General features: G+C 66.2%; 26 protein-coding genes. 18 read left to right on the top strand and 8 right to left on the bottom strand.

What is annotated here, in order from left to right; all coding sequences use genetic code 11:
- Positions 1-82: 82 nt before the first annotated feature.
- Complete coding sequence (locus O0K41_RS00130) at positions 83-1,657, bottom strand: alpha/beta fold hydrolase (RefSeq protein ID WP_099605214.1); 1,575 nt, start codon at positions 1,655-1,657, stop codon at positions 83-85.
- A 325-nt stretch (positions 1,658-1,982) separates the two neighbouring features.
- Between O0K41_RS00130 and O0K41_RS00125 the strand changes: the two genes are divergently transcribed.
- The 3 genes from O0K41_RS00125 to O0K41_RS00115 all read left to right on the top strand — a co-directional run bounded on the left by O0K41_RS00125 (position 1,983) and on the right by O0K41_RS00115 (position 4,946).
- Entirely contained in the window at positions 1,983-3,113 is a 1,131-nt protein-coding gene (locus O0K41_RS00125) for a hypothetical protein (protein ID WP_234411819.1), read from the top strand.
- Between the two features lie 292 nt (positions 3,114-3,405).
- On the top strand, positions 3,406-4,146 hold the full coding sequence (locus O0K41_RS00120; protein WP_308304408.1) for a DNA/RNA non-specific endonuclease: 741 nt from the start codon (positions 3,406-3,408) through the stop codon (positions 4,144-4,146).
- 104 nt (positions 4,147-4,250) lie between these two features.
- Positions 4,251-4,946: an HAD family phosphatase gene (locus O0K41_RS00115; protein WP_149501125.1), complete on the top strand. Its 696-nt coding sequence runs from the start codon at positions 4,251-4,253 to the stop codon at positions 4,944-4,946.
- 7 nt (positions 4,947-4,953) lie between these two features.
- Here the strand turns inward: O0K41_RS00115 and O0K41_RS00110 are convergent, their stop codons facing one another.
- The 4 genes from O0K41_RS00110 to O0K41_RS00095 are packed head-to-tail and all read right to left on the bottom strand — an operon-like array spanning position 4,954 to position 7,013.
- Positions 4,954-5,184 (bottom strand): hypothetical protein, encoded by a 231-nt coding sequence (locus O0K41_RS00110; protein ID WP_033834252.1) that lies wholly within the window; start codon positions 5,182-5,184, stop codon positions 4,954-4,956.
- Complete coding sequence (locus O0K41_RS00105) at positions 5,181-5,606, bottom strand: VOC family protein (RefSeq protein ID WP_049450762.1); 426 nt, start codon at positions 5,604-5,606, stop codon at positions 5,181-5,183. The genes O0K41_RS00110 and O0K41_RS00105 overlap by 4 nt, the downstream gene beginning before the upstream one ends.
- Before the next feature lie 10 nt (positions 5,607-5,616).
- Entirely contained in the window at positions 5,617-6,090 is a 474-nt protein-coding gene (locus O0K41_RS00100; protein WP_308304407.1) for a helix-turn-helix transcriptional regulator, read from the bottom strand.
- A complete protein-coding gene (locus tag O0K41_RS00095) occupies positions 6,087-7,013 on the bottom strand; it encodes a LysR substrate-binding domain-containing protein (RefSeq protein WP_049450765.1) in 927 nt (308 codons plus the stop codon). The genes O0K41_RS00100 and O0K41_RS00095 overlap by 4 nt, the downstream gene beginning before the upstream one ends.
- Positions 7,014-7,104: 91 nt before the next feature.
- Here O0K41_RS00095 and O0K41_RS00090 point away from each other — a divergent pair, with 91 nt between their 5' ends.
- From O0K41_RS00090 to O0K41_RS00075, 4 genes are all read left to right on the top strand, one after another.
- Positions 7,105-8,145, top strand: a complete 1,041-nt coding sequence (locus tag O0K41_RS00090) for a twin-arginine translocation signal domain-containing protein (RefSeq protein ID WP_149501126.1) — start codon at positions 7,105-7,107, stop codon at positions 8,143-8,145.
- Complete coding sequence (locus O0K41_RS00085) at positions 8,142-9,023, top strand: hypothetical protein (protein WP_308304406.1); 882 nt, start codon at positions 8,142-8,144, stop codon at positions 9,021-9,023. Before O0K41_RS00090 ends, O0K41_RS00085 begins: the two co-directional genes overlap by 4 nt.
- Before the next feature lie 68 nt (positions 9,024-9,091).
- Positions 9,092-9,628, top strand: a complete 537-nt coding sequence (locus tag O0K41_RS00080) for a hypothetical protein (protein WP_164221250.1) — start codon at positions 9,092-9,094, stop codon at positions 9,626-9,628.
- Positions 9,621-9,929 carry a hypothetical protein gene (locus O0K41_RS00075; RefSeq protein WP_024957190.1) on the top strand — a complete coding sequence of 103 codons (309 nt, stop codon included), beginning with the start codon at positions 9,621-9,623 and terminating at the stop codon, positions 9,927-9,929. Before O0K41_RS00080 ends, O0K41_RS00075 begins: the two co-directional genes overlap by 8 nt.
- On the opposite strand, the gene O0K41_RS00070 is transcribed toward O0K41_RS00075, so the two are convergent.
- Positions 9,930-11,285: a sigma-54 dependent transcriptional regulator gene (locus tag O0K41_RS00070; protein ID WP_059034510.1), complete on the bottom strand. Its 1,356-nt coding sequence runs from the start codon at positions 11,283-11,285 to the stop codon at positions 9,930-9,932. It abuts the gene before it with no gap.
- A 396-nt stretch (positions 11,286-11,681) separates the two neighbouring features.
- Between O0K41_RS00070 and O0K41_RS00065 the strand changes: the two genes are divergently transcribed.
- The 10 genes from O0K41_RS00065 (at position 11,682) to O0K41_RS00020 (ending at position 20,443) form a co-directional block, all read left to right on the top strand.
- Positions 11,682-12,212: a hypothetical protein gene (locus tag O0K41_RS00065; RefSeq protein WP_308304405.1), complete on the top strand. Its 531-nt coding sequence runs from the start codon at positions 11,682-11,684 to the stop codon at positions 12,210-12,212.
- Positions 12,209-12,826 (top strand): hypothetical protein, encoded by a 618-nt coding sequence (locus O0K41_RS00060; RefSeq protein WP_049450774.1) that lies wholly within the window; start codon positions 12,209-12,211, stop codon positions 12,824-12,826. The genes O0K41_RS00065 and O0K41_RS00060 overlap by 4 nt, the downstream gene beginning before the upstream one ends.
- Before the next feature lie 43 nt (positions 12,827-12,869).
- Complete coding sequence (locus O0K41_RS00055; protein WP_024957186.1) at positions 12,870-14,186, top strand: hypothetical protein; 1,317 nt, start codon at positions 12,870-12,872, stop codon at positions 14,184-14,186.
- Positions 14,187-14,285: 99 nt separating this feature from the next.
- Positions 14,286-14,990: a C39 family peptidase gene (locus tag O0K41_RS00050; RefSeq protein WP_012480358.1), complete on the top strand. Its 705-nt coding sequence runs from the start codon at positions 14,286-14,288 to the stop codon at positions 14,988-14,990.
- 12 nt (positions 14,991-15,002) lie between these two features.
- Positions 15,003-15,752: a hypothetical protein gene (locus tag O0K41_RS00045; RefSeq protein WP_149501129.1), complete on the top strand. Its 750-nt coding sequence runs from the start codon at positions 15,003-15,005 to the stop codon at positions 15,750-15,752.
- Positions 15,753-15,798: 46 nt separating this feature from the next.
- Entirely contained in the window at positions 15,799-17,091 is a 1,293-nt protein-coding gene (locus O0K41_RS00040; RefSeq protein ID WP_108269824.1) for a transporter, read from the top strand.
- 142 nt (positions 17,092-17,233) lie between these two features.
- A complete protein-coding gene (locus O0K41_RS00035; protein WP_099527455.1) occupies positions 17,234-18,373 on the top strand; it encodes an SPFH domain-containing protein in 1,140 nt (379 codons plus the stop codon).
- A gap of 20 nt (positions 18,374-18,393) precedes the next feature.
- Complete coding sequence (locus O0K41_RS00030; protein ID WP_012480360.1) at positions 18,394-19,746, top strand: membrane protein; 1,353 nt, start codon at positions 18,394-18,396, stop codon at positions 19,744-19,746.
- Positions 19,743-20,003 carry a hypothetical protein gene (locus O0K41_RS00025; RefSeq protein ID WP_033834266.1) on the top strand — a complete coding sequence of 87 codons (261 nt, stop codon included), beginning with the start codon at positions 19,743-19,745 and terminating at the stop codon, positions 20,001-20,003. Before O0K41_RS00030 ends, O0K41_RS00025 begins: the two co-directional genes overlap by 4 nt.
- A 65-nt stretch (positions 20,004-20,068) precedes the next feature.
- Positions 20,069-20,443 (top strand): hypothetical protein, encoded by a 375-nt coding sequence (locus tag O0K41_RS00020; protein ID WP_164221246.1) that lies wholly within the window; start codon positions 20,069-20,071, stop codon positions 20,441-20,443.
- 99 nt (positions 20,444-20,542) lie between these two features.
- Here the strand turns inward: O0K41_RS00020 and O0K41_RS00015 are convergent, their stop codons facing one another.
- Complete coding sequence (locus tag O0K41_RS00015; RefSeq protein WP_164221244.1) at positions 20,543-21,439, bottom strand: tyrosine-protein phosphatase; 897 nt, start codon at positions 21,437-21,439, stop codon at positions 20,543-20,545.
- A gap of 17 nt (positions 21,440-21,456) precedes the next feature.
- Positions 21,457-23,745 (bottom strand): TonB-dependent receptor, encoded by a 2,289-nt coding sequence (locus O0K41_RS00010; protein ID WP_197592027.1) that lies wholly within the window; start codon positions 23,743-23,745, stop codon positions 21,457-21,459.
- A gap of 122 nt (positions 23,746-23,867) precedes the next feature.
- Between O0K41_RS00010 and O0K41_RS00005 the strand changes: the two genes are divergently transcribed.
- Entirely contained in the window at positions 23,868-24,512 is a 645-nt protein-coding gene (locus tag O0K41_RS00005; RefSeq protein WP_164221240.1) for a TetR/AcrR family transcriptional regulator, read from the top strand.
- Positions 24,513-24,802: the final 290 nt, after the last annotated feature.

Genomic DNA, 24,802 nt, shown 5'->3' with positions numbered 1-24,802 from the left:
CATCCCTTTCCCGGACCAAACGCCAGTCTCGCAGTTTTCCAGCCTGGCGTACCGCGCCCACCGCAACGGGCGCGGCCTTCCATCAATGCAGCGGCACCTTCAGCACCGAAGGCGCGTTGGCAGGCGAACTGAAGGTCACCGTACCTCCCAACTGGCTGATACCCGAGTAGCGCAGATCCACCGTATCAACCACCAGGGTCAGGCGGCTGCCAGCCGGAATGTTCCAGCTGCTGGCTTCCAGCCGCAGGTCGATGGTCTTCGCCTGCCCCGGCGTGACACCGCGCAGCGTGTAAGGCTTGTGGCTGATCAGCTGGCCATTGCCCAGCACGTCCTCGGCATACAGGTAGGCATACAGCGTGGTGTTGGCGCGGCTGGGCGTGACCGTCATCCGCACTTCCGGCGCGCCATCCAGACGGCGTGCACTCCAGTAGATCGGCCCTTGCCAGACGCCCGCGGCGTTGCGCCCGACGAACGGCACATAGGCGCCCGGTGGCAGGTTGATCATCTGCAGCGCGCCGGACGCCATCACCACGCCCGAGTTGGCGGCCGTCAGCAGGCCGCTGCCGATACGGTAGTTCCAGCCGGTGCTGCTTCCACTTTCGGCCAGGCCTCCGGTGGGCAGCAGCAGCCCTTTGGGTGCGGTCAGCGCGTAGCTGATGGCGCCGGCATTGGTCGCCTGCCAGTTCGCATACGTGCTCCAGCTGCCCTTCTGTGACTTCAGCTGCACCGCAGGCTGCCGGTCGATGCCATTGGCCACCCCCTTCAGGTAATGGTCGAACCAGTCGCCCACCGAATCGTAGACCTCGTTGGGAACACCCAGTGCGCCAAAGGCTTCGTTGAGCGCGTGATCGCCATGGCGCAACTGCAGCTGCTTGGGGCCCTTCAGGCGGTTGAAGAAATCGACCAGCTGGCCCGGCGGGAACAGGCTGTCGTTGAAGGCGTTGGCCAGGAACACCGCTGGCTGGTTGGCGTTGATCTCATCGATGCTGGCCCCGGGGCTGCGCTGCGCCGCCACCGGCAACAGCGAGTCCACCGCGCCCTGGTAGTTGCCGACCAGCACATTGCGATTGATGGTGGACAGCTCCGGTCCCGGGCGACCGGTGGCCAGGCCTGCGGCAACCAACAGCGCGATGCCCTGTGCGCTGGGGGTGTCGTTGCTGTACAGCGAGGCCTGCAGGTCGGCCCATCCACTCAGTGCAGCCACTGCCTTGATGCGCGGATCGCGTGCGGCCGCCAGCAGGCTGGTGCCGGCCCCATAGGAGATGCCCGATACGCCGATTCGTGACGGGTCGGTGCGGGTGTTGTCCAGCGCCCAGTCAATCAGTGCACTGACGTCCTCCACCGTGGCCGGCCCGGCGATGTCGATGCTGCCGCCGGACTCCCAGAAGCCACGCGAGCTGTAGCTGATGACCACATAGCCGCGCCGGGCCAACGACTGCGCCACGCCCACGTACTCCACGCTGGGCACGGCCCAGCTGCTGGGCATCACCAGCAGCGGATACCGTCCGCTGCCCGCGTCCTGCGGTTCGATGACGAAGGCCCCGAGAGGCGTTCCATCCCAGCTGGGAATGGTGCGATGGGTGGTCTTGACCGTGGCCGCCCAGGCGGTGGGCGCCAGCCCGGTCAGCAGGATCAACAGCAGCACTACCTTGCGCATCGTGGTCTCTCCCCGTCGGTGGTGGTGCAACGGATCGGACCGTACCAGTGCGAATGGTGGGTGGCACCTTGCGACGCAGCATGACCGTTGCTGCACTGTCGCAACCTTTGAATCGATGCTATGACGGGACCTTCCCAAGGACGGATGGATAATGAGACCCCGGCCGCTTTTACTTGTCGCCCTGTTGCTGGTTGCCGTTGGCCCCGTGTCCGCGGAGGATCCTGCGCTGTCCGACGTGACCGCTGGCGCAGTCTTCGAAGAGGCGCAAACGCTGTGTCAGGCCGACAACGGCCGACTTTGGGGAGCGTCGCTGTGTGGGCCAATGATGCTGGTGGACAGGACCAGTCGCCGGGTCACGGCTTCCCGTGCAGATGCACAGGGCAACCTGCAGGCACGTGGAGAGGTTTTCATCGGCCAGCTTCCGCCGGACGCGATCATCGCCAACACCGCTGTCGAATGGTCCGGCACCCGCTGGACGCAGCTGCTCTGGCCGCTGCCGCAGGACGAAGGCCGGCGACGCACGTTGCTGGCCCACGAGATGTTCCACCGCCTGCAACCCGCGTTGTCGATCGAAGCGCCGGCAGAGGGCGGCAATGAGCACCTCGACACGCTTGAAGGACGCTATTGGCTGCAGCTGGAATGGCGCGCACTTGCCGCCGCACTGTCCGCACCCGACCCCGGCGCACAGCGCAACGCGATGAACGATGCGCTCGCATTCCGTGCTGAGCGCTACCGTCGCTTCCCTGCTGCCGCCCAGGAAGAAGCCGCGTTGGAGTTAAACGAAGGCCTGGCCGAGTACACCGGCGTTCTCGTCGGCAACGCAACGCCCTCTGTGCGCATCGAGGCCGCACTTCATGACCTTCGCGCCCATGTGGATGATCGCAGCTTCGTCCGTTCGTTCGCCTACGCGACCGGCCCGGCCTATGGCCTGCTGCTGGACCAGGTTGCGCCCGGTTGGCATCGCAATCTTGGCCATCCCGCCCGCGATCTCGGTTCACTTCTGGCAGAGCGCATGCACAGCACTCCACTCACCGGCGAAGCTGCACTGTTGACCACGGCAGCACGCTATGACGGGCCTGCGCTGCGCGAAACGGAAGTGCAGCGCGAACAGCAGCGCCTTGCACAGCTTGAACGCAACCAGGCCCGCTTCGTGACCGGGCCGGTACTGCGGCTGGATCTTCGCAGCATGCGCATCCAGTTCGACCCCAGCAACATGCAGCCGCTACCTGGCATCGGCACGGTGTATCCCACGATGCAGCTGAGCGACGTATGGGGAACATTGACGGTCACCGATGGAGCGTTGCTGCAGAACGACTGGAAGGCCGTGTTCGTGCAGGCGCCTGCCTCGGGCGAACTGCCCCTGCAGGGTCACGGATGGGCGCTGAGCCTGGCCCCCGGATGGTCGCTGGTACCAGGAGCGCGCCGCGGCGACTACGTGTTGCGGGCACAGCCCTGAGCCTGGCGGCGACAGGCACCGCCACGCCCTAGCACGCGCGCGTGTCACCCACGCGCCGCGTGATCTGACACATCACCAGTGCTTGCGCGCTGTCACAGCTTCGCCTTTTCGTCATTGACCGAAAGGCGACAGCTTGTGACGCTTACGACACCGCAGGGCCTGCATGGCCCCACCCGTGCGGTCACGTCCTACCGCAATCCGCAGCACCCGACTCCGCAACGTCTCCACATGACCCCGCCCCGGCACGGTCGTGGCGGACGACTGCGCCCTGAACTTCTGCTGGAGAACCGCAATGCGCCTTGCAAGCTTCTTCCTCGCGTTCGTCCTCAGTGCCGTCGCCGGCGCTGCCCAGGCCCAGGTCGTCACCCTCAACAAGGGCGGCTTCGTGCTCACCTACGACTGCAGCATCCACAGCGCCACCCGCTACGAGTACACCCTGACCGCAGACACCGGTTCGGCCGCGCGGCCGTCCAGCTTCTACAAGGACCCCGACCTGCCGGTCGGCTGCCTCGGCCAGACCAGCACCGCTTCCTACGCCAGCATCAGATCCGGCTATGACCGCGGTCATCTGGTGACCTCCAACCACATGGACTACAACGCGACCTACATCCGCCGCGCCAACTACATGACCAACATCGTTCCGCAGGTATCCAGCTTCAACCAGGGCATCTGGGTGAAGGCCGAGAACGTGGCCGAGTGCTACCGCGACATCGCGCCGGTGGATGTCTATGGTGGCGTGGTCTACGGCGACGCCTCCAACGACTACTTCCTCTCCAGTCACGGCATCCCGACGCCGGAGTTCTTCTGGAAGACCATCATCACCCGTGACCCGAACACCGGCACGGCCAAGGCGATCAGCTGGATCATTCCCAACGAAGCCAATCTCGGCAGCCTCGACAGCTACCTGTTGACCATCGCCGATCTGGAAGAGCTGCTGGGTGCCAGCTACGTGGCGATCAACGCACCGGCCTCGCTGAAGAACATGCTGCCGGCCAGCACCTGGCCGCAGCCGGCGGGTTGTGATCTGGGCTGACCGGCCTGCCGGGAATGGGTGGCACCCGCTCCGGGTGCCACGCAAGGTTGGCTGTGGGAAAATGGCGGGCAATTGCACCACCGCATTGCCCCCTGGAGCTGTAGATGTCCCGTTTCCCGTTTGATGCCGTGCTGTTCGACTGCGACGGCGTACTCGTCGATTCAGAGCCGCTGGTCGCCCGCGTTCTCTCGGAAATGCTGACCGCACGCGGCTGGCCGCTGACCCCGGCGCAGGCGGGTGAAGTCTTCCTCGGCCAGTCCGTGGCCCAGCTGGCAGGCCTGATCGAGGAGCGCACCGGCAAGCCGTTCACCGAGGAATGGCTGGAGGAGTTCCGCCAGCAGCGCAACCGGGCACTGGAACGTGACCTTGAAGCGATCCAGGGGGCACCCGAGGCCGTGCGTGCGATCGCTGCGGCCACCGGCGGGCGGATTGCCTGCGCTTCCGGTGCGGACCTGTTCAAGGTGAAGCTGCAGCTGGGCAAGGTCGGCATCCTCGATGCCTTCGGCGACCACGTCTTCAGCGGCCAGGACATGCCACGCACCAAGCCGCACCCGGACGTGTATCTGGCTGCTGCCGCAGCACTGGGCGTGGACCCGACGCGCTGTGCAGTCATCGAGGACACCGTCACCGGCGCCACCGCCGGCGTCGCGGCGGGTGCGACCGTGTTTGGTTTCAGCGAGGGCGGCCCGCACCACAGCACGCCGGAAGCCCTGCGTGCTGCGGGTGCGAAGGTGATCTTCCAGCGCATGGACCAGCTGCCTGCATTGCTTGCGGCCTACGCCGCCGACGCAGCCGCCTGAGGCGGCCTCAGCCCGCAGTGCCCAGTGCGGCGCTGCGGCGCTTTCCGGCGTAGTGCAGCGCGAACAGGTACAGGCCGGTGAACAGTTGCAGGAACAGCGGCGGCAGCGGCGAATAGGTGATCCACGCTGCAGGTTCGCCCTGCCCCAGCCCGCGAACGGCGAAGTTGGCGATCACCGCCAGGGTGAACACGATCGAGGTCCAACGATGCACGGGCCGTGCCCAGCCACCGCGGCTCATTGCCGGCGCCTCGCTTCGGAACGGGCTTCGATCATCTTCCAGCCATTGCCTGATGGGTCACGGAATCCGGCGTCGACGGCGCCATAGCGCTCGATCGGCTCCTGGGTGAACTCCACGCCCTGTGCCAGCCATTGCGTGTAGCGCGCCTGGCAGTCATCCACGGCCAGCACCAGCGGCGGCATTGCGCCCTTGGCCACCAGCTGCTGCAGCGAAAGCGCGGTAGCGGCGTCGTGGGTGGGCGGGCCTGGCACGAACAGGCCCAGCTGGAAACCGTCCTGGCCCGGACTGCGTACCGTCAGCCATCGGTAGCTGCCATTGCGTACGTCGGTATGCACTTCGAAGCCGAGCTTGCCGACGTAGAACGCCAGCGCCTCATCCTGGTCGCGCACATACAGGCCGACCGTGTTCACAGTGTTCGTCATGGGACCTCCCTCAGGTAGGGTCCACGTTAGCAACCGCCTCGCGGCGGCGCTTCTCCAAAACTGCGATCTTCAGGTCCGGGCGCTGCGCGGCGCGTGCATGGCATTCCGGCACGCTGGCCGACGCCGCCCGGCCCGCACGCTCACGCTCACGCTCACGCTCACGCACATTGCCCGGGCTGTCACCGGTGATGTCACGGAAGATGCGGCCGAAGGTACCCAGGCTGCTCCACCCGGTCTGCGCGGCGATTTCGGTGACCGGCAACTCGGTGTCACGCAACATCGCCACGGCCCGTTCGATGCGCCGGCTGAGGAGATAGCGGTGCGGTGGCAGCCCGAAGGCCTGCTTGAACGAGCGGGCGAAGTGCGCCGGCGACACCGCACTGACCACGGCCAGGCGCGCGACCGGCCATTCCTCATGGCTGGCGCGGTCCATCCGGTCCTTGGCACGCAGCAGGCGCCGCAGCAGTTCGGGGCTCTGGTTCATGGCACCACCGCCTGGGCCAGGTAGTGGCGTGCCGCGTGCCGCGCCTCAGCGGCCTGCTCGACCAGCCAGTCACGCAATGCAATGACCTTGGCACTGCCATTTCGCGCCGTGGGTGCCACGAACCAGAAGCTGCGACCGTCGCTGGCGACACCCGGATGCGCCTGCACCAGCCGCCCGCTGTCCAGCTCGGCCTGGAACAGGATCGGCGAACCAATGGCGATGCCTTGCCCGGCGATCGCGGCGCCGATATCCAGATGTTCGACAGCAAAGGGCGCGACGACACTCTCCGGTGCCGGCGGTGGAATGTGCCCGTGCGCGGCAAACCACAGGGCCCACCAGTCCGGCCGCCCGAGCAGAGGAATCTCCAGCGCGCTGCTGCCCATCCCACGCGCCTCGTGCAGCAGCGCCGGCGCACACAACGGTGTGAACACGCTGGGAAACAAGGGAGTTGCCTGAAGACCCGGCCATTCGCCCTGGCCATTGCGGATGGCGGCATCGAAGTGACCGGCGGCCAGATCCTGCGGCGCTGCCGACAGGTCCAGTTCCAGCACGAACTGCCGGTGGCGGGCGCGGAACGTGCCCAGCCGCGGCGTCAGCCAACTGGTGCCCAGGGTCGGCAGCACGGACAGGCGCAGTCGCGCCGCATCCCTGTCAGCGGCGCGCATGAAGCTCGCGCGCAGTGCATCGAATGCCCGGGTCGCCTCCTGGGCGACGCTGGCACCCGCCACCGTCAGTTCCACGTGCTGTGCGTGGCGCAGGAACAGGCAGATCCCGGTCTGGGCCTCCAGCCGCCGCACGTGGTAGCTCACCGACGCCGCACTGGTGTCGAGCTCCTCGGCGGCACGCGCGAAGCTGCCCAGCCGCGCCGCCGCCTCGAAGGCACGGATGGCGGCAAGCGATGGCAGCTGACGTTGGGTGACCATAAGTGTGACTTAGCCTGAGCCCCGATATCTGCGTGGTCAATCCCCCTGGTACGCGCAACGATGGAGGCACCTTCGACAGGGGATCACGCACATGGATCGACGGCAGTTCCTGGCCACCCTGGCCGCCACGGCGGCATCTACGGCGCTGCCCCCCGGGTGGGCCCTGCCCAGCCACAGCGAAGACTGGCAATGGTTGCAGGGCAACTGGCAGGTCCGGCACCGACGCCTGAAGGACCGCCTGGTCGGCGATACCCGTTGGGAGTCCTTCACCGGTTCCAGCGCGGTCTGGCTCACCCTGGGCGGACTCGGCACCATCGATGACAACGTCATGGCGCTGCCTTCGGGCCCCTACAGGGGCCTGGGCGTGCGTGCATTCGATCCGGTGTCTTCCACGTGGTCGATCTGGTGGATCGATGGCCGCAACCCTGCCCATATCGAAGCCCCTGTGCGCGGCGCTTTCAAGGGCGATGCCGGCAGCTTCCGCGGCACCGACCGGATCGACGGGCGCCCCATCGAGGTCTGGTTCCGTTGGCACGACATCCACGGCGAGGAGCCGTGGTGGGAACAGGCGTTCTCCGACGATGCCGGTGCGCACTGGGAAGTGAACTGGCGCAACTGGTTCCGCCGCACTGCTGCGGTCCCCTCTCCGCTTCCGAAGCTGCCGGATGCACCGGGCGATTTTGATTTCCTGGTGGGCCATTGGAACGTGCGCCATCGCCGCCTGCGCGCTCGGCTGGCAGGCAGCGATGCATGGGACGCGTTCAACGGCACCCTGCACAACTGGCCGGTCCTGGGGGGATTCGGCAACGTGGGTGACAACCTGATGCACATGCCTGGAGCGCCGCTGCGCGGCATGGGCATCCGCGCCTGGAATGCGGCGGAGCGGCACTGGCTGAGCTGGTGGCTGGATGGCCGGGAGCCAACCCGGATCGGCGCGCCACTGCGCGGAGGTTTCCAGGCCGGTGTCGGCCGCTTCTTCGGCGAAGACCAGCACGACGGTCGAACAATCCAGACACGGGTGATCTGGTCACGCGTCACCCCGCGTTCGGCGCGCTGGGAACAGGCGGCCTCGACCGATGGTGGACGCAGTTGGGAAACCAACTGGGTCAGCGACTTCGAGCGACAAGCATGAAGGCGCTGCTGGCCGTGATGCTGCTGGTTGCTGCGTCGGCTCCCGCGCCTCCATCCAGGGTGCTGCAGATCGTCGGCCCGGCCGAGCGCTTTGCCCCGGGCGTTGCATCCACGCAGTACGACGAGATTCGACTGACCTTGAGCCCGGACGGAAAAACCGCACTGTGGTTCAGCCGCAACCGGCCCGGCGGTCCGGGCGGGTATGACATCTGGGTCTCCCGCAACGATGGGCAGCGCTGGCGGCGGGCGACGCCGGTGCCGTTCAACACGCCGGGGCGCGACTTCGATCCCGCCTTTTCCGCCGATGGCCGCGTGGTGTATTTCTGTTCGGATCGCGCAGGCGGCCAGGGCGGCGACGATCTGTACCGGGTCAGCATGGGGAGCGACGGTCGATTCGGGGAGCCGGTCAATCTTGGCCCATCAGTGAACAGCGCGGCCGATGAATTCGCGCCGATGCTCTCGCCCGACGCAGCCACGCTGCTGTTCTCCAGCGATCGCGCAGGCGGTGCGGGTGGCCATGACCTCTACGTCGCAGCGATGGTCCGTGGCATGGCGCAGCCGGCACGGCCGCTGCCGGGAGACCTCAATACCGCAGCGCAGGAGTTCGATGCCACCTTCCTGGGCGACGGCCGGACGCTGGTGTTTGCCCGCGCCCTGGACTTCGGCAGTGCACCGGTACGCCAGTTCATTGCCTACGCGCGTGGAGACCGTTATGACGCGGGCCTTGCATTGCCCTCCCCCTTGAACGAGGCCTCCGGCGACAGCTACGGCGCGATGCTGGATGGCTCGCAACCCGACACCTTGACCTATTCGGCGCGGCGCGCGGACGGCGCAGGGTTGGATCTGTACCGCATCCGCTATCGGATGATGCGCCCTTGAAGGCAGATGTTGTAGATTTTCGGCGCCCCGGTTCGTCGAGAGGATGACTACCCCAGGAGAAAACGCAGATGGCCTCACACCAGTCCCTTGCCTGCGCCTGCGGCCAGGTGCGCCTGACCGCCACGGGCCAACCCATCGCCACCGTCGAATGCTGCTGCGACAGCTGCCGCAAGGCCGGCGCCATGCTGCAGTCGATGCCCCGAGCACCGGACGTACTGGGCCCGCACGGCCAGACGCTCTTCCTAATGCACCGCAAGGATCGCGTCAGCATCGATGCCGGACATTCCATGCTGCGCGTGTTGCGGTTGTCCAGCAGGGGCGGCAGCCGCCGCGTCGTGGCGGGCTGCTGCAATACACCGCTGTTCCTGGAGTTCAGCGGTGGCCATTGGCTGAGCCTGTATGGCCTGTTGTGGCCGGCGTCGGCAAGACCCGCCGTGGAGATGCGGACCATGGTCCGTGATCTTCCTGACCCGTCTGTCCTTCCAGACGATGTGCCGAACCTGAAGACCCACTCGCTGCGGTTCTACGCCCGCCTGATGAAGGCGTGGATCGCCATGGGCTTCCGCAGCCCGCGCATCGAAGTCGCGGGAGATACCCATGTCTGAGCCCGAGCGGATCGAGATCGAGAGCATCACCACGCCCGGGCACATCCAGCGCGTGGATCGGGCCAAGTATCTCGCCATGCGCCACGCCTTGCTGTGGGTCCTGCCTGCGCAACCGCCCGGCCTGACCGTTGCGCAGGCAAAACAGGCACTGCTGCCACATCTGCCCGCCACCCTGTTCCCGGCAGGTGCCACCGCTGGCTGGTGGTTGAAGGCCGTGCAGCTGGACCTGGAAGCCAAGGGCGTGATCGAGCGTGTCGCGGGCAAGCCGTTGCGCCTGTTCAAGCACCTCGCGGCCGGCTGATCAGCGCTGCGCAGGCAGCTCCAGCCGGTGCTTGCGGCACAGGCGATACACCGTCACCCGCGATATCTGCATCTGCCGCGCACACTCGGATACGTTGTAGCCGGTCTGGCGCAGGGTCTGCAGCAGCACATCGCGCTCGGCCTGCCCCCGTGCATCGTGCAGCATCGCCGCCGGCAGGACCGCCGCCGATGCGCCCAGCTCCAGGTCACGCTCACTGATCAGCTCGCCTTCGGCCATGATCGCTGCACGCTGCACACGGTTGAGAAGTTCGCGCACGTTTCCGGGCCAGTCGAAGCGCCGCATGGCCTGTACTGCGGCCGGTGCGAAGCCGCGTGCACGCACGCTGTGGCGCAACCGGAAGCAGCGCAGGAAGTGCTCGGCCAGCAGCTGCACGTCGGCGCCGCGCTCGCGCAGCGGTGGCATCAACAGGCGCAGCACATTCAGGCGGTAGTAGAGATCGCTGCGGAACCGCCCCTGCGCTACCGCGTGTTCCAGTTCGACGTGGGTCGCGGCAAGCACACGCACGTCTGCGCGCAGCGGCTGGCTGCTGCCCACGCGCTCGAAGGTTCCCTCCTGCAACACACGCAGCAGACTGGTCTGTGCCTCTGCCGGCAGATCGCCCACCTCATCAAGAAACACCGTTCCGCCATGGGCCGATTCGAAAACGCCGATCTGCCGCTTGTCGGCACCGGTGAACGAGCCACGCTCGTGGCCGAACAGCTCCGACTGCACCAGGTTGGCCGGAATCGCACCGCAGTTCACTGCAATGAAAGGCTTGCCGGCACGCCCCGACAGCGCATGCAGCGCGTGTGCGGCCAGTTCCTTGCCGGTACCGGTTTCACCTGTGACCAGCACCGGCAGCTCCACCGGCGCAAACTTGTGCAGCACCGTGCGCACCGCATGCAACGCGGCACTTTCGCCAATCAGCGCGTGCGGTCCGTGCCCACCGCAGGTTGCGTCGACAGGCGGATCATCCGCGTCGAACTGCTGGCGCATTGCGCACACCAGGTCCTGCAGGCCGAACGGCAGCGTGAAGCGCGCGCAGCATCGCTGCAGCAACGGCAGCCAAGCCGGTGATGTGGGTCCGGCACCCGGTGGCAGTACCGCGAGCCAGGGTAGATGCTGGTGCTGCTCGATCCACGGCGCAAGCAGCTGCAGCGCGACCGCATCGAGATGGCGCAGATCGAGCACGGCGAGCAAACGATCGCGCCCGCGCAGGCCAATCGCCATGGCGGGATCGGGATGGATGCTGCGCACATACCAGCCCGCTGCCGCCAGCGCACTGCGCTCGTTTGCCAGCGGCTCGCCAAACCAGAGCACGCAACGTGACGTAGAAGCCTCCGGGACCGCTGCCATGCTTCCCCCAGCATCCGGACACCGTCGGCGGACTGTCAGGCAATCACCGGCGTGCCGCCCCCCGCCGGGACCTCTACGGCCACCGGGGTGGCCTTTGTTGGGCGGATCCTAGCGCTTCCCTAAACGGCGGCGCAATGAGCAGTGCGTCAAGAAATTCGAGGCTGAAGCGGCACCGTTGCAGACGGCGACGCCACCTGTAACACCGATGCGACAGTCGCCCGCCGCCCTTGCCCTGCGGTGCCTGGGGCTTCGAAACCCCAACAATTCCGCGACGTGCGTGTAACAGCATGGCAGCAGCCCGGTCAGGTGCTGCACGGTCACCCTGTTGGCGCGTGGGCACTTCGAAGTTGGCACGGTTGATGCGTGGTTCCGCCGCACCCATCGCGGGAGATCGGCATGGACGGCACCACCCTGATTCGCGGCTTGGCCGCAGCGCTGGCAATAGCTCTGCTGTCGGTTGGCGCCGACGCGTCCGCGTCGGGCGCCCGCCAGGGCTTGAAGGCACAACCGGGCGAAATCGTCTTGTTGCGGGACGTCTCCGCGCGGCCGGCCTATCGCATGGCACCACCGGGCATGGCGCTGATAGCCGACCCGAAGCCGCAGCGCGAGATCGCCGCCGCATTGGGGGGCGGCGGCACGACGACCGGCATGGACGAGTTGAGCGATGAGGACTATGCCGGCATGGGCGCCGGCCAGGCCGCGTCCATCGCGGCGCCGGGCGGAACCACCGTTGAACGGGTCACTCAGCAGGCCTTGGGCGGCACGCTGGGCCGCAGTGGCGACGGCATGGTCGGCAGCAGCCTGGGGGGCGCCATGAGTGGGCCGCTCGGTGCGGTCGGCAGCAGCACCCGCGGTATCGCCGATACCGTGCGCGGCGCACTGGCCCAGTTCCCGCTGCAGGGCACGGCCCCGGCAGGTGGAAAATGAAGCCTCTGCACGGCGTACTTCTGCTGCTCGCTGCTGCACCCTGGGCGACGCGGGCCGATGACTACAGCGGCATGCTCGCCTATCTCGACGTGGCCCGGATCGACGGCCGCGCGCTGGCCGGGGCGAATGGCGCCATCGCCGTGAACCAGGCCGCCGGCGACCTCAATGTGCAGGCCAACCTGCGGGGTATCGCCAAGGGCGATCGCGCCGACGTAGCGATCAATACGCGGCAACTGCAGCAGGGCAGCCGCGTGCTGTCCGGGTCGCTGCAGGCCACTGCATTCATTGGCGGTGACGCACTGGCCGGTGCCAGTGGCATCGCATCCATCAACCAGGCCAGCGGCATCGCCAACACGACGCTCAACGTCGTCAGGGCGACGCTGGCCCGACAGGGCATACGCGAAACCGACGATACGGCCTTGGCCGCCGAGGGTTCCGCGTTGGCAGGGGGGCGGGACGACACCGGTCGCGGCGTCGCGACGGGCACCCGCAGCGCCGGTGTAGCCAGCACCGCGCTGCGGGGATTCGACGGGGTCCTGCAACTCAATCAGATCGCGGGCAACGGCAACGATACGGCCAACGTGCTGGGCCTGGTCGTGCAGGACCGCCCGTGACAACCACCCAACCGATGCACCACCTGATGAGAGAGAGGGCACCATGAAAGCGACCGTCAAACAGACCATGCTCGCCATGGCGATTGCCACTGCCTCGACCGCCGCTGCGGCCAATGGCTGGGACAACCAGAACGCCAACGCGAACATCAACCACAACCACACCGTCAGCGAAACCCGCAACGATACGCACAACCACACCGACAACGACGTGCGCAACCGCACCGTCAACGTCAATGTGCAGAAGCACAGCAACATCCAGGCCGACGAACGCAAGGAGAAGAACAACCACGGCGTCGACGTGAACCTGGAGAAGGACCTGCGGCTGAGCACCGACATCAATTTCTCCGGCGATCCGAACATCACCGGCGACATCGACCTCGACTCGGCGGCCATTGCCGTGATCGACAACCGCCAGTCGATCAGCAACAACGCCACCAGCAACAGCCTGGTCACCAACAGTGCGTCCATCGGTGACAGCGTGGGTGCCGGCGCATCGGGCAATCTCGGCTTCAACGTGGTCTCCGGCGACAACAATGCCCAGGACAATGCCGCGTCGTTGTCCGCTGCCGATGCGTCCTTCAGCTTCGGCATGGCTGACGCCGAGGTGTTCGTCAACCAGGCCGGCTTCGGCAACGCGACCATGAACTCCGGCGTCACCAACGCCGCAGGTCTTGGTGGCAACGCTTTCGGCGGCGCGTCCGGCAACATCGGCGTGAACATCGCCTCGGGCAACAACAACGAGCAGAAGAACGCGCTCGCGGCCTCGGTCGCGACCACCGCGGTGGCCCAGTCGAGCATCAGCTCCAACCAGGTCTCCACCGGCAACACGGTCAGCAACGCCGGCTTCGTGCAGTCCTACACCGATACCGTGCAGGTCGGCATGCGTGGCGGCGTCAGTGGCCTGACCCTGGCCTATGGCGCGGGCACCTACCGCGGTACCGGCAACGCCTACCAGATGGCCAACTACTACCTGGATACGTGGAGTGGCGAGCTGCCACACCCGGGTGGCAACAGCACCGGCCACATCGACCTGGACAACCAGATCCAGAACGCCACGATGAACCCCAACCGGCCGGGGGTGGGCGGCCTGGGCTTCGATACGCGTGAGAGTGGCACCAGCCAGTTCGTCGAACTGGGCGTGGCCGACCTGTATGCCAGCCTCAGCGGCACGGTCAGCACCACGCGCTGGGTGAACGTCAACGCCACCAACACCTCGGCATTGTCCGGCAGCGCCTTCTCCGGCGCCTCCGGCAACATCGGCGTGAACGTGGCTGCAGGCACCGGCAACCTGCAGGCCAACAGCCTGGCCCTGGCAGTCGCCCAGCCCAGCACCGGCGGCGGCGGTGGCAACGGCGAGTAAGCGCACCACCCCGGCCGTCCGCCAATGGCCGGGTTCCCGGGAGCCCCTGTCCCTCCTCCCCCTTGGGGCAGGGGCTCCCCCCTGCTGCCGGAGACTGTGATGATCCGTTGCCGTCTTTCGATGTGCCTGCTGGCCTGCCTGTTGCTGCTGGCCACTGTTCCTGCGTGGGCGGGCGACGTGCGCTTCAGTGGCGTACTGCCCAATGGAGCGCTGCTGCAGCAGAAGGTGGAGAGCATGCAGGAGCGGCGCTACCGCAACGTGGTACGCCAGCACACCGACTACAGCTGCGGGGCTGCGGCGCTGGCGACCATCCTGCGCCACGCCTACCACCTGCAGACCGACGAGGCGACGGTGATTGAAGGGATGATGGGGGTGTCCGATCCAGCGCTGGTAGCCGAACGCGGCTTCTCCCTGCTCGACATCAAGCGCTACGTGGAGTCGCTGGGCATGCGTGGCCGGGGTTACCGCATCGACGAAACACGACTGCGCACCCTTCGCGTGCCGGGACTGGTGCTGATGGACGTGCGTGGTTTCCGCCATTTCGTCGTGCTCAAGCAGGTGCGCAACGGCATCGTGGAAGTGGCTGACCCGATCCTCGGCAACCGCAGCCTGGCGCTGCCGGAGTTCCTGGCCGCCTGGCCATCGCGCGCGGTCTTCGTGGTGATCGGCAGCGACTTCGATCGCAACACCGCTCTTCTGCAACCCAGCGAACGGCCCAGTGCCCGCGCGCTCTTCGCGCGGCAAGGGCCGATCACCGATGCCGAACTGGTCGACTTCGGCTTCAGCCACGCCGACCTGTTCTGAGGAGGTACGACCATGTTCCGCCGACACGTATGGATGGCTCTGCTGCTGATGGCCCCTGTCCTGCCCCTGCAGGCCGCCGACGGCAGGACCGGGCGTGGCCTCACGGAAATCCCCGATCCGGAGCTGAGCCTGATGCGGGGGCGCTACACCGTGGGCGGTAACAACGTCGCCTGGTTCGGGGTCACCATGGTGTCGCAGTGGCAGGCCAGCAACGGCACGACCCTGCAGGGCAGCCTGACCCTGGGCATGGACTTCCGTGGCGGTGGCGCGCCGAAACTCAGCTTCCAGCCCAGCGTGCATGTCACGGCAGCCGATGCGCCGCTGCCCGATACCCACGGACGCAGGATCGACAGCAGCGGCCTGGCCAACGCCAGCGGTCTGGTGCAGAGCGTGCAGGTGGCCGGCGATGGCAATCTCGCGCGCAACGTCACCACGCTGACGGTTCGCGAGGGTGGCGTGCCGGCAGCTCTTTCTGATGGCGCAGGTAATGTCAGCGCGCAGCAGGGCGGCGCCAGCGCGACGGCGGTGCTGGAAGGCAACCAGGCACGCCTGCTGCTGCAGGTGGACGGCCAGGGATTGGTACAGCAGTGGATCCGCAATGGCAGCGTCGGCCAGGGCATCGCCCTCGCCGGTGACGGCCAGATCGCCAGCAACCAGTTGCGGCTGGAGCTGGTGCGCAACGCCGTGGGCGGCAATCTGCCGTTGAGCCAGAACGTGGCCCAGGCGATTGCGTTGAACCGCGGCATGGGGCCGGGCCAGTAGCAGGGCCTGGCATTGGGGGAAACGCTCCACAACGCAGGACACGGACATGCACACCCTGATGAGGATCACCCCGTTGGCGCTGGCGGCGCTGGCGGGCACCGCCCTTGCCGCACCGACGACGCCGGACGATGGCGCTGACGTGCAGGCCCTGGCCAACCAGCTGGAACAGCTGAAGGCCAACTACGCACAGGAAGTGCGGCGGTTGCGCGAACTGGACATGCAGGTGCAGGCCATGCAGGCGCGCCTGGGCGGGCGGGTTGGCCCAGCCTCGACCCCACCGGCCGCGCCATTGTCGCAGGCAGCGGCCGCCGCGGCTCCACCGAGCAGCGAGGGTTACGCCAGTACCGCCGCAGAAGCACAACAGGCCAGGCAGGAGTCGCGCCGCAGCGTGGACGATGTGAAGCAGCAGCAATCGGCCCTGTTCTCGCGCCGCTTCACCATCGAGAACAGCCTCACCTACGCACGCTACGACCGCAAGCAGCTCACCCTCAACGGCTTCCTCGCGTTGGACGCCATCTTCCTCGGCAATATCGCCATCGAGAACGTGGAGTCCGACTCGCTGACCTACAACGTGGCGGCCCGCTGGGGCGTCAGCCCGAACCTGACGCTCAACCTGGATGTGCCCTACCTGGCGCGGCGCACCGTGTACCAGAAAGGCGGCGCCGGCGGTGCAGCAGCCGCCATCGCGCAGGAGCAGACCAACGGCAACGGCCTGGGCGACATTGGCCTGAGCGCGAACTACCGGCTGTTCGGCGAACGCGGCTGGCGCCCGGAGACCGTGCTCACGGCCGGCGTCACCGCCCCCACCGGGCGCGCACCCTACGGCCTGGACTGGAAGGTGATCGAGCGCGATGACGATGACTACATCCGCTTCGCCGTGCCGCGCGAGCAGCCCACCGGCAACGGCGTATGGCAGGCCAACCTCGGCCTGTCGATGGTGAAGACCGCCGACCCGGCCATCCTGTTCGCCAATATCGGCTATGTGCACTCCATCCCGCGCGGATTCAACGACATCGACAGCAATCCGGACACGGTCAATCCGGGCGACGTGAAGCTGGGTGGCTCGGTGTACTTCGGCGCAGGCGTGGCCTTTGCGTTCAACGAGCGGACCAGCCTGAGCCTGTCCTTCAGTGACCGCATCAGCGCCCGCGCCTCCACCCGCTTCCAGGGCGGCAAGTGGATGAAGGTGATCGGCAGTGATGCCAATGCGGCATCCCTGAACCTGGGCGTGACATATGCGTTGAACCAGCACACCACGCTGGTGACGCTGCTGGGCATCGGGCTGACCCCGGATGCGCCGGACTTCACGCTGGCGTTCAAGATTCCGTACATGTTGTAGCAACAGCGCCAGGCACGGCGCTGCGCCGTGCATCGGCATGGCCCGGATTCATCTTCCGGCACCACAGCGGTCCCTGCCCGCTGCTATATTCAGTCCAGCTCGGCAGGCATGGTGCCTGCCCTCGAATCACAGGGAGTTGGACATGGGTCTGGTACAGGCGGTGAAGGGTGCGGTTGGCGGTGTGCTGGCCGACCAGTGGAAGGACTTCTACACCGTGCCGGCGGGCCTGCCGTCCACGGCCGCCCTGTTCGCGGCGGTGCCGCAGGGCACCAATGCCGGCCGCGGCTCCAACACCAGCGGCTCGTCCAACATCATCACCAACGGCTCGAAGATCATCGTGCCGGAGGGCTACGGCCTGCTGCTGTTCCAGGACGGCGCGATCACCGCATTCGTCGCCGAACCGGGTGGCTACGAGTGGCGCTCCGACGATCTGAACTCGCAGTCGATCTTCGCCGGCGACGGTCTGGTCAGCACCTTCATCAAGCAGAGCTGGGAGCGCTTCAAGTTCGGCGGCCAGCCGGGTTCGCAGCAGGCGGCCTACTTCGTCTCGCTGAAGGAACTGCCGGACAACCGCTTCGGCACCCAGTCGGAAATCTACTGGGACGACGGTTTCCTCAATACCCAGGTCGGTGCGATCACCCGCGGCTCGTACACGCTGAAGATCGTCGACCCGATCCTGTTCGTGAAGAACTTCGTACCGGCCAGCTACCTGCGGCCGGGCCAGGTGTTCGACTTCACCGATCTGGACAACGCCGCTGCCAGCCAGCTGTTCAATGAAGTGGTCGGTTCGCTGGCTCCGGCCTTCAGCCTGTATACCAACGATCCGGGCAAGGGCAACCGCATCACCAAGCTGCAGCAGGACTCGCTGGGCTTCGCGCAGAGCCTGTCGGCCGCCGTCGAGCAGGGTTACCAGTGGAAGTCCGACCGCGGCCTGGCCATCGTCAAGACCGCCATCGTCTCGATCGAGTACGACGCCAACACCCGCGAACTGCTGAAGACCGTGCAGCGCGCCGATGCGCTGTCCGGTTCGCGCGGCAATTCCAACCTGCAGGCCAGCGTCGCCCAGGGCATCCAGTCGGCCGGCGAGAACGGCGGTGCGGCGGGCCTGGTCGGTGTCGGCATGGCCTCGGGCATGTTCGGTGTCGGCGGCATGCAGCAGCCGGCCACCCCGGCTGCCGACGATCCGGTCGCCAAGCTGAAGAAGGCCAAGGAAATGCTGGACCTGGGCTTGATCACCCAGAGCGATTACGACGCGCTCAAGGCCAAGGCACTGGGCCTGTAACAGCAGGACGCACAACCGACATGTCCGATCCCCGAAACGGCCCACCGCCGCTGCCCGGATCCGCGCCCGCGACGCCGCCGCCCTTGCCGGCGGCGTCGTTGGATGGGCCCGGTTCGCCGCAGGACGTCCCTCCCCTGCCCGGCAGCTTCCCGCTGGACACCTCGAAGCTGCCGCAGGCCATCCGCGATGAAGTGGAAGCGCCCGATCCCGTGGCCATCGATACCTCGGCCAGCGAGCTGAAGGACGGCCTCAACCGCTGCCCGAAGTGCGGCGCCACCGACATCCGGCCCAAGGCCGGCACCGACATCCTCGTCTGCCTGTACTGCCGTCACGAATGGCATGGCGCGCGGGTCGAGGAGGAATTCGGGCTGGGCGAGGCCATCGACCAGCTGCGCGGCACCGTCATCGCGTCCGGCGCACGCGACATCGATGCCGACACCTCGGCGTTGATGACGTTCAAGTGCACCGGCTGCGGCGCCGAAGTCACGGTCAATACCGAAAGCACGATGACGGCGCGCTGCCACTGGTGCCGCCACGTGTTCGGCGTCAACGAACAGATCAGCAATGGCGCGGTGCCTGATGCGGTGCTGCCCTTCCATATCAAGAAGGACGACGCGGTCGCGCGCATCCGCCAGTTCGTCGACAAGCGCCGCATGTTCGCGCTGAAGGCCTTCAAGGACCAGTTCACCCCGGAAAACGTGGTGGGCGTGTTCCTCCCCTACATGATCGTCGACAGCAATGTCAGCGCGGCCGTGGCCGGCAAGGGCGAGATCAAGACGCGCGAGTACACGGTGGGCAGCGAGAAGAACAAGCGCACCCTCTACGATGCAGATGTCTACCAGGTGGAGCGCCAGGTGGATTTCACCGTTGATGACCTGCCGCTGGAATCCTCGGCCGAGCGCGGGAATCTTGATATCCGCGCCAACACCAACAACATCATCAACACCATCCTGCCGTTCGATACCAAGAACGCGGTGAAGTGGAACGCCTCGTACCTGGCCGGCTTTACTTCGGAGAAGCGTAACCTGGATGTGGAAAAGCTGCGGCCGCGGCTGGAAGACCAGCTGCTGTCGATTGCCCGCGCACAGGTGGAAGGTTCGGTGAAGCGCTACAACCGTGGCGTGCGCTGGGAGCAGGAACAGCTGGAGGTGCATGGCACCCGCTGGGTGTCGATGTACCTGCCGGTGTGGTTGTACTCGTACCACCAGCCCGGAAAGAACGGCGGCATGCTGCACTACATCGCGGTGAACGGCCGTACCGGCGAAACCATGGGCAGCGTGCCCGTGCAGCAATGGAAGATGCTGCTGGCGGCACTGGCCACCGGCACCGTCATTGAAGCCCTCGCAATTGCCTTCCTGGTGGCATCGACATGAGCGACGACAGTGGCCTCTGGCTGTTGGCGGCAGGTCCAGCCGGCGCAACCGCGCTGTACTGGGCGCTGTACCGCTATTACCGCAACACCGACAAATCACATTCCTTCGAGCACGAGACCGAAATCGAGGCGCAGCCCGTGACCGGTTCGGACCAGCAGGTGGGCCGGGTCACCGGCACCGAGGAAAAGCGCATCCGCGGTGACAACGTGTATGAGTACCGGAAACGGGTGGTGAGGGTGAAGCCGGACGGGGATTGAAAAACCTCGGACAGCGGTTCCGCCCTGCGCTACGCTGTTGCACAACCCAACAAGGAAGCAGGTTCATGCAGCGCATTAGGAGAGCAGTTGCGGGACTTCTGGTCGCCATGGCGGCAGCCTCCACGACGGGCCCCGCCCATGCCCAGAAGGTGTGCAACGTCATCGGAAAAATCGCGGGCCTGATTCCGTCGCAGGGCGTCGCCGGCTTCGGCATGACAGTGCCGCTGACCGGCTGCTCCTGCGATCACGCCATGATCTGGATTGATACCGCTACAGAAGGTGGAAAAGCCATGTACGCGGCGGTTCTTGCAGCAAAATTGAATGGCAGCCTGGTGCAGGCGACCTTCCAGGATGGCCAGGGAGCCAGCTCGCCGGGAAATGCCTCGATCGCGTTCCGCTATTTGGCCACCTGCAAACTGGCGGCGTTCGAAATGATGTAGCTGGTGTGGGCCTCGGTCCACGACCGGTCGAGACCGATGTGGAAGCCGTGGACCCACCTGCGGATCGCTGCGTGGGAGCCCTTCTGGCCACGGCCCGCCTCAGCCGGCCTGCCCCAGCCGCACCTTCAGCTGCTGGATCTCCTGTTCGCTGACCCCGATCGACTTCAGGTAGCCCTCCGCACCACCGTACTGGTTGTGCAGCGCTGCCAGGAACTGCTCCATGTTGTCCGGCGCGGTACCGGCCATGCCCGCCATCTTGCGACCGATCTCCGGGTTCTGCTTGACCAGCGCCATGATCTGCGCGTTCATCGCGCTGTCCTTCGGCTGCCCTTCCAGGTAATGCGCGGAGATCGCGTAGTTGTGCACGATCTCGGCCTTGGGCACGCCGGCCAGGTCCAGCAGAAGCCCGGCGATGATGCCGGTGCGGTCCTTGCCGGCCGTGCAATGGAACAGCACCGCACCGTCCTGCTGCGCGGCAATGCGCTGGAACACCTGCTTGAACTGCGGCTGACTGTGGCCCAGCCACTGCACGTAGGCTTCGCCCAGCGAATCCGGGAAGCTGGTCATCATCTTCTGCAGGTCCATCTTCTCGGTACCCATCAGCGAGATGCGCTGGTAGTCGAAGCGGTCGTCCCTGGCCAGCAGGTCCGGCGACTGTGCTTCCTCATCGGCGGTGCGCAGATCGATGTCCAGCTTCACGCCAGCGGCAGCCAAAGCGTCACGGTCGGCTTCGGTCAGGCGCCCAAGATCAGCGGTACGCACGAACGCATCGGCTGGAATCGGGCCGTGGCGACCTTGCAGGCCGGCGAACGTACGCACGTTCCAGGCGCCCTGCAGCGGAATCACCCGCTGCGCATCGGCAGCGACCGGCTTCACGTTGGCAGCGGCGGGCGCCTTCGCGGCGACGGCCTGCGGCGCATCAGCGGCAACAGCCGTCGCGGCCAGCGGCAGGCTCAGCATCAGGGCCAGGGCGAGTTCGGTATGGCGGGTCTTCATGGGGTTCTCCGGTCGAATCAGAAGTTGACGGCCACATCCAGGCCGAAGGTGCGCGGGTCGTTGAAGATGCCGCTCTGGCCCAGCGCCGCGCTGTTGATCTTGTAGAACAGGTGCTGCTCATCCAGCAGGTTGCGTGCCCACAGCGAGAACGACATCGTGGTGCCGGTGCCGTTGACTGGCACATCCACCAATGCCACCCGTGCATTCACCACGAACGAGCTGTCGGTGAGCATCTGGTCGTACTCGCTGGTGTAGTAGCCGTCGGACCAGTTGCCGTCCACATGGAACTTCAGTGCCGAGAAGTTGGCGAACGGCACCAGATAGTCGGCCGACAGGCTGCCCGCATTCTTCGGTGCCAGCAGCGGCTGCACGGTCACCTGCACGCCAGCGCCGAACGGGTCGGTTGCTGTCTGCGCATCGATCTTCGTGTAGGCGTAGTTGAGGCCGAGGGTGAGGTTGTCTACCGGCATCACGTTGAATTCCAGCTCCGCACCCCGGGACTTGCCATCGCTCAGTGCGTTGGTGGTGACCATGGTGGTGCGTGTTTCACCGCTGTTCGGGTCGAACGGCAGCGAGAAGTCCATCTGCTTGTGCGCGATGGTCGAATCGAACACGGCCAGGTTCAGGCGTGCACGGTTGTCCCAGAACTGCGATTTGAAGCCCAGCTCATAGGCCGTCACTTCCTCCGGACCGAAGGCCGCGTAATTGGTCGAACGTGAGTTGGCGCCACCCGCCTTGAAGCCGGTGCTGTACTTGGCATAGACCATGGCGTGCTCGCCAAGGTCGTAGGCAATGTTGACCATCGGGTCGAAGCGGCTCCAGCGGTCCTTGAACGCAAGGTTGGTGGCGGCACCGTTGACGATGTACAGGTTGCCCTTCTTGTCATCACGTGTGTAGCGACCGCCGGCGGTCAGGTGCAGGCGCTGCAGTGCTTCCGGTGTCCACGTGGCCTGGCCGAACACGCCCAGGCTGTCGGTCCACGCCTTGCTGGCACGGTCGATACGCACCCGGGAAAGATCCAGCGGATTGGTCGCGGGGTTCACCGTGTAGCTGTTGCCACCCGGCCCCCACACCAGCATGTTCGGGGTCTGTGCATTGTCGCCAGCGGTCTCGTGGTAGTAGAACGCACCGCCAAGGAACTGCACCTGCGAGGTGTTACCGATCAGCTGGAATTCCTGGCTGTACTGGTGCTGGTAGACCTGGGCCAGGCTGTAGCGGCCGAACGGCGTGCCGGCGCCACCATAGGCCGAGATCGCATCGACCAGGCCCATGTCGAACTGGCCCTGGGTCAGCTCGCGGTAGGAACTGATCGACTTCAGCTCAAGGTTGTCATTCAATGCCCACGACACATTCAACAGATGGCCGCTGGTTCGGCCGATGTTGTCTTCCTGCGGCCCGCCCAGGATGGCGCTGTCGCGGCGGTCCTGGCTGGCACCTGCCTTCTGCAGCGGGCTGAGGTAGGCGCCCGGTACCAGGACCTGGGTGTGATACGGCGTGGTGGCATCGTAGGAGCGGTCGAAGGCGTACAGCAGCGAGAAGTCATCGCGCGGCTGCCACAGCGCGCTCAGGCGTGCGCCGCGCTTGTCGTAGCTGTTGAAGTCACGCTCGCCGCGCATCGGGTTGTCGGTGGTGCCGTCTCGCTTGGCCTGCACGGCGTCGATCTTGAAGCTGACATCGCCCACCTTGGGCAGGTCCAGGTGCAGCGCACTGTTGTACCCACTGAAGTTGGACACCCCGGCGCTGACGCTGCCGCCAAACTCGCCGGTCGGCGCCTTGGTCACGATGCTCACCGCGCCGCCTTCGGTATTGCGGCCGAACAGCGTGCCCTGCGGGCCCTTCAGCACTTCGATGCGCTCCACGTCGTAGAGCATGCTGCCCAGGCCCTGCGCGCGGCCCATGAACACGCCATCGACGTAGATGCCGACGCCGGCATCGCGCGCCGGCTGGTTGGCGTCGCCGGAGGCGCCGATGCCACGGATGCCGATATTCAGTGCGGAGCTGCGGGTGGCGAACGGCGTGACCCGCAACGACGGGATGGAGCCATCGGACAGGCTGCCGAGCGAGATCGCGCTGCGATCCTTCAGCGCTTCGGCATCGACCACCGACACCGAGATCGGCGTCTCCTGCAGGTTGGTGGCGCGCTTCTGGGCGGTCACCATTACCTGGTCGAGGGCGACCACAGTAAGTGCGGCATCGGCGGACGCGCTGGCGTCGGCGCTGGGGCTGTCTTCGGCATGGGCCAGCGCCGGCAGAGCGGCGGCGATGGCGAGGGTGAGCAGCGGGCGGTGCAGCATAGCGTGGCGCATCGGACTCATTCGCGGAAGGAGAAGGCCGGCGCAGTCTGGGAGGCGGGAATTACAAATGAATGACCGTTCATTCACACCTTTTGTGACGTACTATCCCCCTCTGGACGCCCTGACCTCACGCAATGACGCCGAAATCCGCCGTAGCCCCGACCGCCGAAGATCCTGCTGCAGCCCATGCCGAGGCCCAGCGCCGGCGCATCCTCGACGCCGCCCAGAAGTGCTTCATCACCCGCGGTTTCCATGCCGGTTCCATCGGCGATATCGCCGCCGAGGCCGAGATCAGCCAAGGCTTGATGTACCGCTATTTCGCCAACAAGCGCGCCCTGATCCTGGCGCTGATCGAGCGCCAGCTGCGTCACGACCAGGCCTCGATCAGCGAGATGCCGGCGGCCTCGGACCTGGTCGATGGCCTGCTCGCGTGCTATCAGCAATGGGCGCGCGGTGAAGTGCTGCCTATTCACGGCAATGCGATTGCAAGCGTTGCGCTGTACGCGGAAATCAATGCCGAAGCCCATCGCGATCCGGAGCTGGCCGGTGTGCTGCGTACCCATGACAAGCAGACCAGCGCCGCCATCCAGGCCTGGCTGCGCCAGCGCGATGCGAGCCTTGGCCGGGTTCTGGACGAAGAGCAGATTGCCGGCCGCACCCTGCTGCTGCGGTTGCTGGTAGAAGGCCTGGCCATGCGCGCCGTGCGCGATCCCGACCTGCCACCGGAACGGGTACGCGCCCTGCTGGCCGATGCAATTGGACGCGTGATGGCGGATTGAACGGTGGTGCCGGCCGCTGGCCGCAACTCCAAGGGCAGAACTGCCCTGACTGACTCGCATCAGTTCCAGGAAGTCATCATTGCCACGCCTGTAGCTTGCATTGGCGCAGTTACATCAGTGCCAGTGCAAATCAACATCCAAGCTGCGCTTGGTTCTGGCCGCAGCGAACGATGCGGCTGCCTGCGAAGATCGAACATTCAAGCAAAGCGCACTGCAGCCGATACTTCTTCTTGGAACTCCCCCCATGGAAGAACCAGATTGTCTTTCTCACCGCCCTACCCCTACACGAC

The sequence above is a fragment of the Stenotrophomonas sp. Sm2128 genome (genome assembly GCF_030985535.1).
In the GTDB taxonomy this organism is placed as follows: Bacteria; Pseudomonadota; Gammaproteobacteria; order Xanthomonadales; family Xanthomonadaceae; genus Stenotrophomonas; species Stenotrophomonas maltophilia.
Note: the sequence above shows the minus strand (reverse complement) of the source record. Positions and strands in the feature narration are given on the sequence as shown.